At 69.1% G+C, this 15856-nt stretch carries 12 protein-coding genes and 1 riboswitch; of the genes, 7 read left to right on the plus strand and 5 right to left on the minus strand.

What is annotated here, in order from left to right; all coding sequences use genetic code 11:
• Positions 1 to 16 precede the first annotated feature (16 nt).
• The 4 genes from E1832_RS02055 to E1832_RS02070 all read right to left on the minus strand — a co-directional run bounded on the left by E1832_RS02055 (position 17) and on the right by E1832_RS02070 (position 7003).
• Entirely contained in the window at positions 17 to 3472 is a 3456-nt protein-coding gene (locus E1832_RS02055) for a translocation/assembly module TamB domain-containing protein (protein ID WP_133358080.1), read from the minus strand.
• A complete protein-coding gene (locus tag E1832_RS02060) occupies positions 3469 to 5292 on the minus strand; it encodes an autotransporter assembly complex protein TamA (protein ID WP_133358081.1) in 1824 nt (607 codons plus the stop codon). The genes E1832_RS02055 and E1832_RS02060 overlap by 4 nt, the downstream gene beginning before the upstream one ends.
• 291 nt (positions 5293 to 5583) lie before the next feature.
• Entirely contained in the window at positions 5584 to 6582 is a 999-nt protein-coding gene (locus tag E1832_RS02065; protein ID WP_133358082.1) for a type I glyceraldehyde-3-phosphate dehydrogenase, read from the minus strand.
• An 88-nt stretch (positions 6583 to 6670) separates the two neighbouring features.
• Positions 6671 to 7003 carry a hypothetical protein gene (locus E1832_RS02070; RefSeq protein ID WP_133358083.1) on the minus strand — a complete coding sequence of 111 codons (333 nt, stop codon included), beginning with the start codon at positions 7001 to 7003 and terminating at the stop codon, positions 6671 to 6673.
• A 185-nt stretch (positions 7004 to 7188) separates the two neighbouring features.
• On the opposite strand from E1832_RS02070, the gene E1832_RS02075 reads away from it, so the two are divergent.
• The 3 genes from E1832_RS02075 to E1832_RS02085 all read left to right on the plus strand — a co-directional run bounded on the left by E1832_RS02075 (position 7189) and on the right by E1832_RS02085 (position 10210).
• The gene (locus tag E1832_RS02075) at positions 7189 to 8193 is read left to right on the plus strand and encodes a hypothetical protein (protein WP_165978773.1); all 1005 of its coding nucleotides are present in this window, start codon (positions 7189 to 7191) and stop codon (positions 8191 to 8193) included.
• Positions 8194 to 8393: 200 nt separating this feature from the next.
• Entirely contained in the window at positions 8394 to 9785 is a 1392-nt protein-coding gene (locus E1832_RS02080) for an MATE family efflux transporter (protein ID WP_133358085.1), read from the plus strand.
• Positions 9782 to 10210: a glyoxalase superfamily protein gene (locus tag E1832_RS02085; protein WP_133358086.1), complete on the plus strand. Its 429-nt coding sequence runs from the start codon at positions 9782 to 9784 to the stop codon at positions 10208 to 10210. The genes E1832_RS02080 and E1832_RS02085 overlap by 4 nt, the downstream gene beginning before the upstream one ends.
• A 127-nt stretch (positions 10211 to 10337) precedes the next feature.
• On the opposite strand, the gene E1832_RS02090 is transcribed toward E1832_RS02085, so the two are convergent.
• Positions 10338 to 11117: an IclR family transcriptional regulator domain-containing protein gene (locus tag E1832_RS02090; protein WP_133358087.1), complete on the minus strand. Its 780-nt coding sequence runs from the start codon at positions 11115 to 11117 to the stop codon at positions 10338 to 10340.
• Positions 11118 to 11232: 115 nt separating this feature from the next.
• Between E1832_RS02090 and E1832_RS02095 the strand changes: the two genes are divergently transcribed.
• From E1832_RS02095 to gcvH, 4 genes are all read left to right on the plus strand, one after another.
• On the plus strand, positions 11233 to 12564 hold the full coding sequence (locus E1832_RS02095; protein ID WP_133358088.1) for an aromatic ring-hydroxylating dioxygenase subunit alpha: 1332 nt from the start codon (positions 11233 to 11235) through the stop codon (positions 12562 to 12564).
• A 15-nt stretch (positions 12565 to 12579) separates the two neighbouring features.
• Positions 12580 to 14040, plus strand: coding sequence for a glutamine synthetase family protein (locus tag E1832_RS02100; RefSeq protein WP_133358089.1), 1461 nt, complete (start codon positions 12580 to 12582; stop codon positions 14038 to 14040).
• A 52-nt stretch (positions 14041 to 14092) separates the two neighbouring features.
• Positions 14093 to 14179: riboswitch (glycine riboswitch) on the plus strand.
• Between the two features lie 155 nt (positions 14180 to 14334).
• A complete protein-coding gene (gene gcvT / locus E1832_RS02105; protein ID WP_133358090.1) occupies positions 14335 to 15459 on the plus strand; it encodes a glycine cleavage system aminomethyltransferase GcvT in 1125 nt (374 codons plus the stop codon).
• A 27-nt stretch (positions 15460 to 15486) separates the two neighbouring features.
• On the plus strand, positions 15487 to 15846 hold the full coding sequence (gene gcvH, locus E1832_RS02110) for a glycine cleavage system protein GcvH (protein WP_133358091.1): 360 nt from the start codon (positions 15487 to 15489) through the stop codon (positions 15844 to 15846).
• Positions 15847 to 15856: the final 10 nt, after the last annotated feature.

Genomic DNA, 15856 nt, shown 5'->3' on the forward strand with positions numbered 1-15856 from the left:
GCTCCGGGGCCAGCGGTCAGTAGTCGCGTTCGAAGAACAACCCGATGCCGGTGTCGCCGGCGTTGTTGACGCTGCCCTTCGCGGTCAGCGACTTGCTGAGGTCGAGATTGAGGTTCAGCTCGGTCTCGCCGCGGGTGTTGACGGTGAAATCGGTATAGACATTGTCCGACAGATAGGTGCCGGCGCCGACTTGCCCTGCGCCGCTGGCGTCGGTGCCGAAATCGACCCTGTCGACGCCGGTGGCCTTGCGCACCTTGTCGCTGGCCCCGCCGGACCGGCCCAGCGTGGCGAGCGAGGCGGCCATCTTGGCGATCACCACAGGCGACAGATCGGCGACCCGGCTGCCGAAGACCAGCATCGCCAGCGCCTCCTCCGCCGGGCGTTCGGGTTCGGCATAGACGCTGACGACAGGGCCGTCCATCGGCCCGGCGATCTCGATCGTGGCCTTGCCGTCCTCGGTGGTGGCAGTGGAGGCGAACTCGACATAGGGCGTCAGGTCGCCCTGCATCGTGACCACCCCCCTGGTCAGTTTCAACCGCCGCCCGATGATGTCGAGCGTGCCGCGGATCAGCTCGATCTGGCCGACCGGCTCGACCGCGGCGGTGGTGCCGCGCAGATAGAGCGCGCCGCCCAGTTCCGCCTGCAGCCCGAAGCCGCGTGCAAACACCCGGTTCTGCGCCACCAGCGCCAGGTCGAGACCGATTGCCGGGCCGCCGCCGCCACCGCTGCCGCCGGTGTCGATCAGACCGGCGCGGGCGCGGGTCGCGCGCACGGCGGCAGAGTCGTGCAGATGCACGATCGACGGGATTGGCGCGGCGGCGGCGCTGCCCGACACCGCGCTGAGGTTGATCTCGGTCTCGCCGAACTCGATGCGGCCCGACAGCAGCGGCCCGGCGGCGAGCGGCCCCGAAAGCGAAAGCCGCCCGTTGGCCGAGGAGGTGATCGATTTGTTGTCGGTCAGGATCAGGTTCTGCAGATCGACCGCGATTTTCCCGTCATAGGGCGGGGTCAGGGCGACCGGCCCGCTGACGCGAAACCCGCCGCCGGCCCCCAGCGCGCCGGTCAGCGCGAGGCTGGCGGCGGAGTCGGCCAGCGTGACGCTGCCCGAGATGTTCTCGATGGTCTGGGCGGCGGCGGGGATCGCCATCCGGGTGCCCGAGGTGCTGATCCGGCCGCTGAGCGAGCGCAGCGCCGGCGGCCCGTCCAGCCTGAGGTCGAATTCGGCGCGCCCGGCGATGGAGTTGGGCTTCAGGAACGGGTTGGCCGCCTCCAGCCGCAGATCGCCGCGCGCGGTCAGATCGGCGGTGCCGGCGGCCTCGTCCAGGCTGCCGGCGATCCGGGCCGAGACGCCGGCTGGGCCGGTGGCGTCGGTCTCCAGCGTCCAGATGCCTTGGATGTCGCGCTTTGCCGTGCCGCTGGCGGTCAGCTGTCCGGGCAGTTCGGGAATGAAACGCTGGATGCGGTCGAGCAGCGCGTCGAAGGTCAGATCGGCCCGCCCCTCCGGGTCGAAGGTGCCGTTGAGATCGGCATAGGATTTGTCCGGGCCCTGCAGCCTGACCTTGCCGGTCCAGGCGCGCCCGGCCTGATCCAGATCGCCGGTCAGGGTGAGCGGGCCGGAAACCGTGGGCGTTAGGCGCGCCAGATCGTCCAGCGCGGCGCGAAAGCTCAGCGCGCTGCCGGCGCTTTTCAGCGTGCCCTGCGCCTGGGCGGACAGGGCGGTGCCGTCGAGGACAAAGCGGCGGATGGTCAGCCCGTCCGCGCCGCGCGCGGCGTCGAGGCTGAGCGTGCTGGTCCCCGCGATCAGCGGGTCGAGCTGGTCGATCCCCGCCGACAGATCCTGCGCCCGCAGGGCGAGCGCGATGTCGAAACTGCCGGCCAGCGGTGTGCCGGTGCCGGACAGATCGGCGGTGACCGCACCGCCCAGATCGCGCCCGGCCAGCCCCGAGAAGCGGCCCAGATCCGCCGCCGCCAGCCGCAGGCGGCCGTCCATCTCGAAACCGCTTTGCAGCCCGTCGAGCATGCCGTTCAGGGTCGCGGTGTAGTCGGCCCCGCGCAGCTGGAAGCCGCGAAACTCCAGCCCGCCGGCGCCGGTCAGGGCGAAGCCGCCGTCCAGCGTCACCTCCGATCCAATGGCGCGGGCGAGGGCGGCGTCGGCAAAGCCCAGCCCGCGCAACCCGGCCTTGAGCGTGCCGTCGAGCGCCAGCCCGGCGCTCTGATCCAGGGCGCCGCTTGCGGTCAGTTCGGCCCGCTGAAGGCTGAGGTCGGGGCGCGACAGCCGGTCGGCGGACAGCGTCAGATCCCAGTCGCCGGCGCCTGTGCTGTCCGCCGCCCCGTCCATCCGCAGCGTCAGCCGGGCGGCGCCGATCCGGGTTTGCGGCCCGCTCAGCGGCAGCAGCACGGTTTCCCCCGAGGGCGGCGCGATGCGCCCGTGCAGCAGCGCGGTCTCCAGCGCGCCGCCGGCTGCCACCGCCAAGCTGCCGTTCAGGATCAACGCGTCCGAGGTGAGGTCCAGACGCTCGATCTCGGTGCGCCCGTCGGGGCGGTTGATCCCGTCGAGCGCCAGCCGCGTCTCGGCGCCGAAGAAGGCGCGGTAGTCGGGCGGCAGCAGCGGCGTGACATCGCCCGCCAGATCGGCGGAGAATCTGATGCCCTGCGGGGTCGCGGGATCGGCGCCCTCGGGCGCCTCGAGCCCGCGCAGGCGCACCGCGCCGCCGATCCGTTCGGCGTCGTCACTGACCAGCGCGATATCTGCAGTGAAATCGTCGACCGGCCCCGTCCCCTTGGCGGTGAACAGCAGCGGCGGCCGGTCCGGCATGTTCAGCGCCGTAGAGATCAGCCCGCCGGCGTCCTCGATCGCCGTGAGGTCCAGCGCGATCTGCCGGGTGGTGTTGGAAAACTGCGCCGTCAGATCCAGCGCGTCGCCGGGCCGGTCCAGCCGGGTGACCGAAAGCCGGGTATCCAGCGCCCCCCCGGCAAGGCTGAGGCGTCCGGACACCTGCAGCGCGGCGGCCAGCCCGACCACCGTTTCGCCCAGCTCAAGGCTCTCGACGCCGATTTCGCCCAATTCCACCGCCACCGGCAATTCGGGCAGCGAAAAGGGCTGCGCCTCGGGGCTGGGCAGATCCACCGCGTCGGCGGGCAGCGGTTTACGGGCGATCACGATCCTGTCGGCGGTCAGCGCGTTGACCGAGAATGTGCCGCGCACCAGGTCCATCCGGTTCCAGTCGAGCACCGCGCCGGAAAGCGTCAGCCAGACGCCCTGCGCATCCGAGACCGTCAGCTTCTCGATCGTCGCGCGCGAGCTGAAGGCGCCCTCCAGCCCGGTCACCTCGATCCGCCGGTTGTCGTCCGACAGGGTGTTTTCCAGGAACCGCACCAGCAGCCCGCCGGCGTCGTCGTCCGATACCTGCGCGCGCAGCGGCGGCGCCAGCAGCGCGCTCAGCAGTAGGACTATGCCCAGAACCCGTCTCAAAACGCCTGTCCGATCCCGATATAGAATTGCAGCCCGTCGCCGGTCGATCCGCCGACCGGATAGGCCAGGTCGAGCCGGATCGGCCCGAACCCGCCGATATCATAGCGCACTCCGAGGCCGGCGCCGGAATGGCTGGGCGAGTTGCCGTCGATCACGCCATCGGCGTCGACCGCACCGTAATCGAAAAAGCCGACCGCCGAGATTTTCTCGGTGACCCGCCCGCGCAGTTCGACCGAGGCGCCGAGAAAGGCGCGCCCGCCGGCCAGCAGGGTGCTGGGCGGCGCGTTGAGCCCCAGCGATTCGTAGGGTTGCCCGCGCACGGTGCCGGCGCCGCCGGAAAAGAACAGCAGATCGGGCGAGACATCCGATTGCGCCGCCCCGATGACCGAGCCGAGTTGCACCCGCCCGGCCAGGGTGACCCGCCCGGCCTCGCCGAAGGAGCGATAGGCGCGCCCGTCCAGCCACAGCCGCCCGCCCGAGGCATTGCCCGAGAGGCCGAAGAAGGGCATCGCCTCGGTCGCGAGAAAAAAGCCGTCGTGGGCATCGACCGGGCTGTCGCGCCGGTCCCATTCCAGCTTCAGCGGCAGGGCGGCATAGCGGAATATCCGGTTGCTGCCAAAGGCATCGTCGGCATCGGCGTAATGGGCGGTGAGCGACAACTCGCCGAACAGCTTGTCCGAGAACACCCGCCGGGTGCCGATCCCGAGACCGCCGCGCGTCACCTCGTAGTGGGTGCGGTCCTGCCGCTCCAGTTCGAACAGGTAAAAGATGCTGTCATCCGGACCCAGCCGATCGGGCCGGTCGAGCCGCGCGCCGATGCGCCCGTCCAGATCCTCGCTGCCGCCGATATTGCTCAGAACCGCTTCAAGTTGCAGCCGTTCGGCGCCGCCGAACAGGTTGCGATGCATCCAGGCGGCGCTGAGGTCCAGCCCCTCGCTCGTGGACACCTCGGCGCCGAAGGAGATCCGGCGCCTCGGCATGTCCTCGACCCGGGCGGTTACGTTCAGGGTGCCGTCGGGGTTGGCTGTCTCGGCCTCTTCCAGGGTGACCGAGGAAAAGGTGCCGGTCCGCCGCAGCCGGGTGTTCACGGTACGCAGCGCGTCGGGGTGATACCTCTCGCCGGCGGGAAAGCCGGCGATGCGGCGGATCGAGTTTTCGCGCACCGCGGTCGGCCCCTCGACGACCATCCGGCCAAAGCGCAGACTGGGTCCGGGGGCGAGGCGGATTGCGGCGTCGAGGCGCGCCTGGGCGTGATCGGCGACGATGCGCTGGCTGGCGGGGGCGGCCTTGGCATGGCCGGCCTCGCGCCAGCCCTTGATGGCGGCGGCGGCGGCGTCGCGGATCGCGCCGGTGGTCGCCGGCCGGCCGGCGGCGAAGGCGTCGGGCAGCTGGGTGCCCGGGGCCAGCGGGGCCACCTCGGCGCGGCCAAAGCGGAACGGGCGGCCGGGGTCGACGGAAATCTCGATACGGTCGATCTTGCGCGGCAGGTACAGTGGCTGGATCCCGGCGGCCTCGCGCCCGTCGAGGCGGATATGGACCACGGGGCTGAAATAGCCCTGGTCGTAGAGAACCTGAACCAGCGTCCGGTAATCGGCCTGGGCGGCGGCCAGCAGTTCCTGCACCGTGTCGAGCCCGCGCGCCCCGGCCGCCATCACCGCCGAGGCGGTCTGCAACCGCTCGCGCAGATCGTCGGGTGCGCCGGGGGCTTTGAAGGCGGTTTCGAGGGCCACCGCGGAAACCGGTGCCAGCGCAAGGCAGAACGCCGCGATCGCGCGCGCAACGCCGCGCAGAAATCCGTATCCGCGCCCCTTTCCGGTCATTCCGACCCTCTCGTTACCCTGTCACAAATGGCTGTTCTGGCAACAGCGCCAGACCTGCCTAACACGGCGCGCAAGGGGGGTGAAATCGGATTCGGCCCGGACGGGTGCAATCCGCCGCGGGCTAGCCGATTTTCGCCGCCCGGCGTCGCGCGCGTGATCGGTTTGCGGGCTGGGGCGTCGTTCGACTATCTCAACCGGCCTGCCGGTTTCGGCCTCTTGGCGGTTTGGTTCAAAGCGCGAGCCGCGCAGGGGGGGACGCTCGGAGGGACACCTCCCCCCTGATTCAGGGTCTCAGGACACCGCGCCGGTCGCAGCCATCCGTTCGGCCATGTCCAGCATCCGCGCCGAAAAGCCCCATTCGTTGTCGTACCAGCCGAACACGCGCACCTGGCGCGGGCCGATCATGCGGAGTTCCGGCTGGGCGATGACCAGCGATTCGGGCCGCGCCCGCAGATCGGATGAGACCAGCGGCCGTTCGGTCCAGCCCAGCACCGGGCTGGCTTCGGTGGCGGCCTTCAGATCGGCGGTAAAGCGGGCCTCGTCGGTGTCGCGGTCCAGCTGCACCACCAGGTCGACGGCCGAGACGCTGGCGCTGGGCACCCGCACTGCCGCGCCGCTGATTCGTCCGGCCAGATGCGGCAGCACCTCGTCGATCAGATGGGTGGCGCTGGTGGTGGTGGGCACCATCGACAGCGCCGCGGCCCGGCTGCGCGCAAGATCGCCGCGTGGCGCGTCCACCAGCGGCTGGCTGTTGGTGTAACAGTGGATGGTGGTCATATGCGCCCGGTCGATCCCGGCGATCCGGTCAATCACCTTGACCAGCGGCGCCAGCGCGTTGGTGGTGCAACTGGCGTTGGAGACCACCCGCTCGCCCCCCAGCGCCTCTTCGTTGGCGCCCAGCACAACGGTGATCTCGGCCGCCGGGGAGGGGCCGGAGATCAGCACCTTTGCCGCCCCGGCCTCGAGCGCGCGGTGGGCCACTTCCGAGGTCCGCGCGATGCCGGTGCAGTCGAGCAGCACCTGCACCCCGCTCAGATCCACCCGCCGCAGATCGGCCTGCTGTGTCAGCCGGATCCGGCGCCCGCCGGCCTCCAGGTATCCGTCAGCGGCGGTCACCTCGCCCGGGAACGGGCCGAAGGTGCTGTCGTACTGGAACAGATAGGCGCAGGTCTCGGCCGGTGCGATGTCATTGATCTGCACCAGGTCGATGTCAGCCCCGCGCGGGCTGGTCAGGATCTGGCGCAGAATGCTGCGGCCGATCCGTCCGAATCCGTTGATCGCCAGTTTCATGGCCGTAGCTATGGCAAAAGGGCTGACCGACCTCAATCCCGCACGGTGTGCCCCGCGCCGATCAGCCGCTGGCCGGTCAGTTCGCCGGTCAGTTTGCCGCCGGGCAGTCGAGCTGGGAGAAGACTTCGCCCGAGATATTCTGATACATCGTCGCATAGACCGCGCGGCAGCCGGTGGCGGCATGGAACGCCCGGATCGCCTGATGGGTGCGCAGCCGGGCCGGCGGGCCATAGGGATTCAGGTTGTTGTTGTCGCGCACCGCCCTGAAAAAGCCGGGCTTGTCCTGCGGCTGGCTGACGGTCCAGACCCGGCCCCAGACGGTGACCTGCGTGACGGGGGCCGCGCGGGACACTGTCCAATCGGCGGGCAGGTCCGTACAGGCGGACAGCATCAGGGCGAGGCCGAGCAAGGCTTTTTTCATCGGGACCGATCCTTTGACATGCTGCCGTTCATTCTGTTTGAGCAAATTCTCGCGCCCCTGTGAAGCCCCTGCGGCATCGTCGGGCCGGTTGCCGCCGCTTGCTGCGGAACTCGTTGACGGAAAATTATGCGGGCATACTCTGGCGGCACCGCGCGGCGATATGGGCAGAGTTTGAGGGCGAGGGGATGGATATGCGGGGGCAGCGGGTGATGCGGGCGAGCGTCCGGGCAACAGTCGGGCTGGCCTTTGCGCTGCTGCCCGGGCTGGGGGCGGCGCAGGATTGGGCGCAGGATTGGGCCATGTCGCAGTTCGACGACGGCTCGTTTTTCAGCGCGACGCTGGCGCCGGTGGACGGACCCGGTCCGGCGCTGGTGTGCGGCGAACGCTCGCCGCAGGGCGTCTCGCCCGCCGTCACCGGCAATACCGAGCCCGACATCACCCCGCCCGGCGCCTTTCGCGTCTATATCAGCGACCGGGCGATCGGGGCGCCGGGGGCGCATCTTCAGACCCGCGACGACGTGCTGCTGGTGGCCGGCGACGACGGATTTCGCCTGCGCGGGCTGCGCTGGAATGACTTGTTCAGCACCTGGGAACTGGACCTGCCCGAGACCGACCCGGCCTTTGCCGCCATCGCCGGCCAGGACCGGTTCGAGCTGCGCTCGGACCGGGGCAACCATGTGATCTCGGCGATGGGGTTCGGCGAGGGGGTGCGGCAGCTGTCGGGCTATTGCCGGGCGATGTTTGCCGCCGTGGGCCGGCCCTGGCCGCAGCAGGGGGCGGCGGGGGCGCGCGGCGTGACGATGCGGCAGGCGGCCGAGGCGGACATCCGGCGCGGCTGCGGGGGACCGGCGAGCTGGACCCCGGAGGCGCTGAAATCCGCCAATATCGACGGCGACGGGGCTGAGGATATCGTGCTCGACTGGCGTGAAGTCACCTGTTCAGGCTATGGCTCGAGCCTGTTTTGCGGTGCGGCGATGTGTTCGGCGGACCTTTATATCAGCGCGCTCTATCCCCGCAGGGGAAAGCCGGAGAGCTGGCTGGCGCAGGGTCTGCGGATCCAGCCGCTCAGCAACGGCATGGACGGGGTGGTGATGGGCTCATCCCTGGCCAGTTGCAGCCAGATCGGGCTGCCCGGCGGCTGTGAGAGCACGATGTATTGGAACGGCACCGGGCTGGCGCCGCTGCGTTAGCGGCGCGTCCCAGCTTGACAGGTCGGGCGGCGGGGCGTATCAGCGGCCCCGGCTGCAGACGCCCGCCCCCCGCTGACGAAAGTCCCGGTGAAGTTCTGTTTCGACATCCTTACTGATTTCCTCCCCGCATGGCGCGTGGATGGCAATGCGGGGTCCGTCCTGTAATTCAGGCGCCAGCGCGACACAGGAGTATCGGGCCGATGTCTGACCCCGCCCGCAATTCGTTTCTCGAGGGATCGCTGCCGGCGATCTATGCCAGAACGGCGCTGCCGATCATCTTCGTGATGGGGATGAACGGGCTGCTGACCGTCGCCGACGCCGTGTTCCTGGGCCTTTACGTCGGGCCGCAGGCGCTGGCGGCGGTGACGCTGATGTTTCCGCTCTATATGGTGATCGTGGCGCTGGCCACGTTGGTGGGCAGCGGCATGTCCAGCCTGCTGGCGCGCCATCTGGGCGCCGGCCGCATGGGCGCGGCGCGCGCAACGCTGGCCGGGGCGCACGGGCTGGCCCTGGCGCTGGGCGCGGGTCTGATCGCGCTGTTCGCGCTTATCGGTGGTCTTGTCGCCACTCGGGCAGCCGGCGGATCGGGCGAACTGGCGATGATGGGGCTGACCTATCTGCGCATCCTGGTCGCCTTTTCGCCGGTGATGTTCGTGCTGTCGGTGCAGTCCGATGCGCTGCGCAACGAGGGGCAGGCGGGGATGATGGCGGCGATGAGCCTGTTGGTGTCGCTGGCCAATATCGCTCTCAACTACCTGCTGATCGTGCGGCTGGAGATGGGCGTGGCGGGCTCGGCGCTGGGCACCGGTCTGGCGCAATGCCTCGCGCTGGCGGCGATCCTTGCGTTGCGGCTTTCCGGGCGCACGACGCTGCCGGCGGGGGCGATGTTGCGTGGTGGGCTCCTGCGGGGCTGGCGGCCGATCCTGGCGCTGGGCGCACCGCAGAGCCTGAATTTCCTTGGTCTGGCGCTGGGCTCGGCAACGCTGATGGCCGGGCTGCAGATCGCCGCGCCGCCGGATTATTCCACGCTGGTCTCGGCCTATGGTATCGTCACCCGCGTCATGACCTTTGTCTTCCTGCCGGTTCTCGGCCTGTCGTTCGCGATGCAGACCATCACCGGCAACAATTTCGGCGCCCGGCTGTGGCAGCGGACCGACGGCAGTGTCCGTATCGCGCTTGGCGCCGCGCTGCTCTATTGCGGCGGTGTGCAACTGGCGCTGACGCTGGGCGCGCCGGTGATCGGGCGGGTCTTTGTCGACGATCCGGCGGTTGTCCGGTCGGTGGCGCGCATCCTGCCGGTGATCGTCGCGCTGTTCTGGCTGGCCGGGCCGCTGATGCTGATCGCCAGCCATTTCCAGGCGCAGGGCGATGCGGTGCGGGCGGCGATGCTGGGCCTGTCGAAACCCTATCTCTTCGCGATTCCGCTGACCCTGTTGCTGGCGCTGTCGGTGGGCGAGGCGGGGATCTGGTTCGCCGGTCCGATGGCCGAGCTTTGTCTGCTGGGGCTGACGGCGGTGGTTCTGACCCGGATCGCGCGGCGGCGGGGGCTGCGCTGGGGGCTGTTCACGGCGCAGGCGGAGTGCGGGCGATGACCGGCGCGCCGTCCTCCGTCGCCGCCGCCAAGGCCGAGGCGCGCGCGCTGCGCGACCGGCTGGCCGCCGAGGGGCGCAAGATCGGCCATGGCCAGGCGCTGGAACTGATCGCGCGCCAGAACGGGTTTCGCGACTGGAACGCCTGTCACGCGGCGCTGGAGGCCGCCGCCGGTCCGGCCTGGCACCCGGGCGCGCGGGTGCGCGGGCGCTACCTTTCGCAGCCTTTTGAGGCCACGGTGATCTCGGCAGCGCCGCAGGGGTCGGGCTGGTACAGGCTGGAGCTGGATCTGGACGCGGCGGTGGATGTGGTCCGTTTCGACAGTTTCTCGTCGTTTCGCAAGCGCATTCACGGCACGGTCGGCCCGGCGGGGATGTCGCGCGAGCGGACCTCGGACGGTCATCCGCAGCTGGCGCTGGAGATGTGACCTGCGCCAAATCCCCCGCGCGGAATTGAGCCCGCGGGACAAGCCGCGCCAGCCCCCGATCCGGCGCTGGCGCAGTTTGTTCCGCGGGTCTGGCGAGAGAGGCGGTTCGGGATCAATGGGCGGGCCCTCAGAGCCCGCTCAGCGCCCCGGCCAGCCGCAGCTCCGACGCGCAGTTCTGAAGGCCCCGCAGAATCGCGTCGAGACCGTCGGCGCCGTCGCGGCCGCGCGGCACCGAACTGCCCAGCACCGCATGGGGCGCGACGGCCACGGCGATGCCGACGATGCCAGGCTCGAACTCGCCGTCGGTGATCACATAGCCGGCCTGCCGCGCCGCGGCGACCGTGGCGGCGATCTGCGCCGGGTCGGTCAGGCTCTGCTCGGTGAAGCGTGTAAGGGGGGCCTCGCCGATCCGGCCCTCCAGCCGGTCCGGAGCCTCGCCCGCCAGCAGCATCCGGCCCAGACTGGTATGAAGCAGCGGCAGCCGGCTGCCCGGCGTGAACCCGTAGGAGATCGGCCCGCCATGGGCGGTCGATTGCGCCAGCAGCAGCGCGTGATCGCCGTCGCGGCTCGCCAGCGTGATTTCCACGCCCAGCGCGGCGGCGTGGTGGTTGAGTACCGGCTGCACCTGACGGCCGATCTGATGCGCCCGAAGAAAGCCGCCGGCCAGCGTCAGCACCCTGGGCGTCAGTGAAAAATGTCGCCCATCCTGGCGCAGATAGCCCAGATGCACCAGCGTCAGCGCCCCGCGCCTTGCGGTGGCGCGGTCCTGGCCGGTCAGCCGCGCGATTTCGGACAGCGTCAGGGCAGGGACCTGCCCATCGAAGACCTCCAGCACCGCCATGCCCTTGGCGAAGGTGGCGGCGATGTTGCGGTCCTGCTGGGTGGAGGAGTCGGCTGTGGGCGGCATGATCGAACCTCTTGACAGGGGCGGGGCGGCGGTTAGAAATGATCGTATAGTTAACATGTTGTGCGTTATGCGTACAATTGTCAAGCCAGACCGCGCCATCGCCAGGGAGAACCCCATGATCAGCCAGGAAATGAACGACAGCCTCACCCTTGTGGGCAAGGGAAGCGATGCGGGAGAGGTGCTGCGCCGCTACTGGCAGCCCGCCGCGCTCAGCGATGAGCTGACGGCCGGCCGGCCGGTGGTGCCGGTGCGCCTGTTGGGTGAGGATCTGGTGCTGTTCCGCGATAGCGAGGGCAAGCTCGGGCTGATCGGCCGCCGCTGTCCGCATCGGGGCGCCGACATGTGTTTCGGGCGGCTGGAGGACAACGGGCTGCGCTGCCCGTTCCACGGCTGGCATTTCAACCGCGACGGCCAATGCGTCGAACAGCCGGGCGAGCCCGAGGGCAGCCGGATGCACGAGCAGATCCAGACCGCCTCTTACCCGGCGGTGGAAAAGAACGGCATCGTCTGGGCCTATATGGGCCCCGGTGAGCCGCCGGCATTCCCCGATTTCGACTGTTTCCGCGCGCCGGACACCCATGTGTTCGCCTTTAAAGGCTTGTGGGAATGCAACTGGCTGCAGGCGCTGGAGGTCGGCATCGACCCGGCCCATGCCTCATTCCTGCACCGGTTTCTGCAGGACGAGGATCCGGCCGACAGCTATGGCAAGCAGTTTCGCGACACCGCGGCCAATACAGATGTGCCGATGACCAAGCTGCTGCGCGACTACCCGCGCCCGGAGATCAGCGCGGATGAGACCGACTATGGCCTGAAGATCACCGCGTTGCGGCATCTCGACGACGGGCGCACCCATGTGCGGGTGACCAACCAGATCTTCCCCGAGGCGATCTGCATCCCTATGAGTCGCGAGATGACGATCACCCAGTGGCATGTGCCGATCGACGATCACAATTGCTATTGGTATTCGATGTTCACCAGTTTCGACAAACCGGTGGACAAGGTCAGGATGCGCGAGCAGCGGCTGAAGGAGCATCGCCTGCCGGACTATGCGCCGTTGAAGAATGCGCGTAACACTTACGGCTATGATCCGAAGGAACAGGAAACCCAAACCTATACCGGCATGGGGCTGGACATCAACGTGCACGACCAGTGGGCGGTGGAAAGCATGGGCGCGATCCAGGACCGCACCGAGGAGCATCTGGGCAAGACCGATGTGGGCATCATTCGCTATCGCCGCATGCTGCGCGCCGCCATCGCCGCCCTCAAGGAGGGGCGCGAGACCGCGCTGCCGATGCTGGGCGAGGTCGACCCGGCCACGATTCACGGGCCGGTCTCGAACGACTCGATTGCCGACGCGGACGCCGAGTCGGGCGCTGCACTGGAGGCGGCCACCGCGGCAAGCGATGCCGAACGCCGTGCCGCCTGTCCCTGGGACGCGCGGATCTGAACGGAGCGGCATGACATGACCGAGGTGAAAGACGGCGCGCTGGCGCGCATGGGGCTGCTTTCGGCCGCCTCCTGCGCCGCCGCCGAAGAGGTGATCGCGCGCGCCGCCGAGGACGGGCTGGAGACCGTGCGCATCCTGTTTGCCGATCAGCACGGCATCCTGCGCGGCAAGACGCTGGTGGCCGGCGCGCTGCGATCGGCCTTTACCAGCGGTGTCGCCATCGCCTCGACGCTGCTGCTCAAGGACAGCTCGAACCGGACCGTATTCCAGGTCTGGGACGGCGAACGCGGCACCGCGCCAGGTCCGATGCAGGGGGCCAACGACGTGTTGCTGGTGCCCGATCCGGTGACCTTCCGGCGGCTGCCCTGGTCGCCGCATTCGGCCTGGATCCTCTGCGACGTGGTGTTCCGCGACGGCCGCCCGGTTCCGTTCTCTTCGCGCGGGGTGCTGCGGCAGGCGATGGACGCGCTGGCGGCGCGCCAGATGACCTCGGTGATCGGGCTGGAGGTAGAGTTCCACGTTTTCCGAAAACTGCGCGACGGCCTTGAACATTCCGAGACAGGCACCGCCGGCGCCCCCGGCGCGCCGGTGGAGACAGCGCCGCTGAACCGCGGGTTCGAGTTTCTGAGCGAGGCGCCCTATGCCGAGGCCGAGCCGATCCTCGACGATCTGCGCCGCAACGCCCAGGGGCTGGGGTTGCCGGTGCGCTCGGTCGAGATCGAGATCGGGCCGAGTCAGTTCGAGTTCACCTTCGATCCCGCCTCGCCGATGGAGCAGGCGGACAATCTGGTGATGTTCCGCGCCATGGTGAAGGCCGTTTGCGCCCGCCGGGGCCTGCACGCCAGTTTCATGGCCAAGCCGCGGCTGCCCAATATCGCGGCGAACGGCTGGCACATCCATCAGTCGTTGCTGGACGCCGGTGACGGGCGCAACCTGTTCACCCCGGGGGCGGACGACGGGCCGCTGTCGCCACAGGCGGCGGGATGGGTCGCGGGGCTGCTGAAACATGCCGCCGCAAGCTCGCTGATGACGGTGCCTACGGTGAACGGCTACAAACGCTATCAACCCTATCAGATGGCGCCGAACCGCATTCAGTGGGGCATGGACAACCGCGGCGCCATGGTGCGGGCGCTGACCGCGCCGGGCGATCCGGCCAGCCGGGTGGAAAACCGCGCCCCGGACAGTGCCGCCAACCCCTATTTCGCGCTGGCCTCCCAGTTGATCTCCGGGCTGGACGGGATCGCCTCGGGGCTGGTCCCGCCGCCGGCCACCACCTCGCCCTATGACGGACCGGCGGAAAAGTTGCCCGATTCGATGGCCGAGGCGATCACCGCCTTCGACGCCGCGTCGGTGTTCCGCGAGACGCTGGGCGAGGACTTCGTCTCCTACCTTCTGCAGATCAAGCGGGCGGAGTGGGAACGCTATCTCGCCACGGTGTCGGAATGGGAGCAGACGGAGTATTTCAACCTGTTCTGAAACCGACTGTTCTGACCTCTTGTGCGGCATTGGCATCGCCGCTAATGTGACCCCCGAACACGTGGGAGAACCGGCCAGAGCCGGTGCCGAAGGAGCAACCGCCCCGGAAACTCTCAGGCCCAGGGACCGCGTGTTCGGACAGACTCTGGAGAGTGGCGACCAGTGCGCCCGCCGAAGGGATAACGATCTCAGGCGAAAGGACAGAGGGGGCATCGCATGGCGGACAGAGGTCCGCCGAGAATGGGATGCCGGTGGAGTTCGTCGTAACAGCCCCGGTTGCAGACAGGACGGGCCATGACGGAACTGCTCAGAACGCCGCTCTACGATCTTCATGTGGAACTGGGGGGCAGGATGGTGCCCTTTGCCGGCTATGAGATGCCGGTGCAGTACCCTGCCGGGATCATGGCGGAACATACCCATACGCGCAGCAAGGCCGGGCTGTTCGATGTCAGCCACATGGGCCAGGTGATCCTGCGCGGCACCACCTACGAGGCCGCCGCGCGGGTCTTCGAGGCGCTGGTGCCGATGGACGTGCTGGGGCTGGGCGAGGGGCGGCAGCGCTATGGGCTGTTCCTGAACGAGGCCGGCGGCATTCTCGACGACCTGATGTTCGCCAATCGCGGCGATCACCTCTTCGTGGTGGTCAACGCCGCCTGCAAGACCGAGGATACCGCCCGCATGAAAGCGGTGCTGGAGCCGGATGTGAGCGTGGAGCCGGTGACGGATCGCGCGCTGCTGGCGCTGCAGGGGCCGCGCGCCGAGGCGGTGCTGACCGAATTCGCAGCCGAGGCCGCGACGATGCGTTTCATGGACGTGCGCACCGTCGAGCTTGACGGGGTGGAGGCTTGGGTATCGCGCTCGGGCTACACCGGCGAGGACGGCTATGAAATCTCGGTGCCCGCCGACCGGGCCGAGCGTCTGGCCCGCAGCCTGCTGGCGCATGACGACGTGGCGCCGATCGGGCTTGGCGCGCGCGACTCGCTGCGGCTGGAGGCGGGGCTGTGCCTTTACGGTCATGACATCGACACCGGCACCCTGCCGGGCGAGGCCGGGCTGACCTGGGCGATCCAGAAGGCCCGCCGCGCCGGCGGCGCGCGCGCGGGCGGCTTCCCCGGCGCCGCAGAGGTGCTGGCGCAACTGGAGGCCGGCCCGGCCCGCAAACGTGTCGGCCTGCGCCCCGAGGGGCGCGCGCCGATGCGCGAAGGGGTGGACCTCTACGCCGCGCCCGAGGGCGGCGCGCCTGTGGGCCGCGTCACCTCCGGCGGGTTCGGCCCCACCGTCGGCGGCCCGGTCGCCATGGGCTATATTCCTGCGGATCTTTCCGCCGCCGGCACCACGGTTTACGGCGAGGTGCGGGGCAAGCGCCTGCCGGCCACGGTGACCGCGCTGCCTTTCGTTGCTGCCAACTTCAAACGCTAATTCCGTCTCCAAAAGGATCGAAAACAGATGAAATACACCGAAGAACACGAATGGCTGCTCCAGGACGATGACCTGATCACCGTCGGCATCACCGAACACGCCGCCGAACAGCTTGGCGATGTGGTGTTCGTCGAACTGCCCGAGCCGGGCGCCGAGGTGTCGAAGGACGACGAGATCGTCGTGATCGAGAGCGTCAAGGCCGCCTCGGACATCCTCGCCCCGCTCGACGGCGAGATCGTCGAGGTGAACGAGGCGCTGGTGGAGAACCCCGGGCTGGTCAACGAGGACCCGCTGGGCGAGGCCTGGTTCTTCAAGATCAAACCCTCGGATCTGTCGCCCATGGACGACTACATGGACGAAGCCGCCTACAAGAAGTTCATCGGGTGAACGGCGGGCC

This window comes from Antarcticimicrobium luteum (genome assembly GCF_004358185.1).
GTDB lineage: Bacteria > Pseudomonadota > Alphaproteobacteria > Rhodobacterales > Rhodobacteraceae > Antarcticimicrobium > Antarcticimicrobium luteum.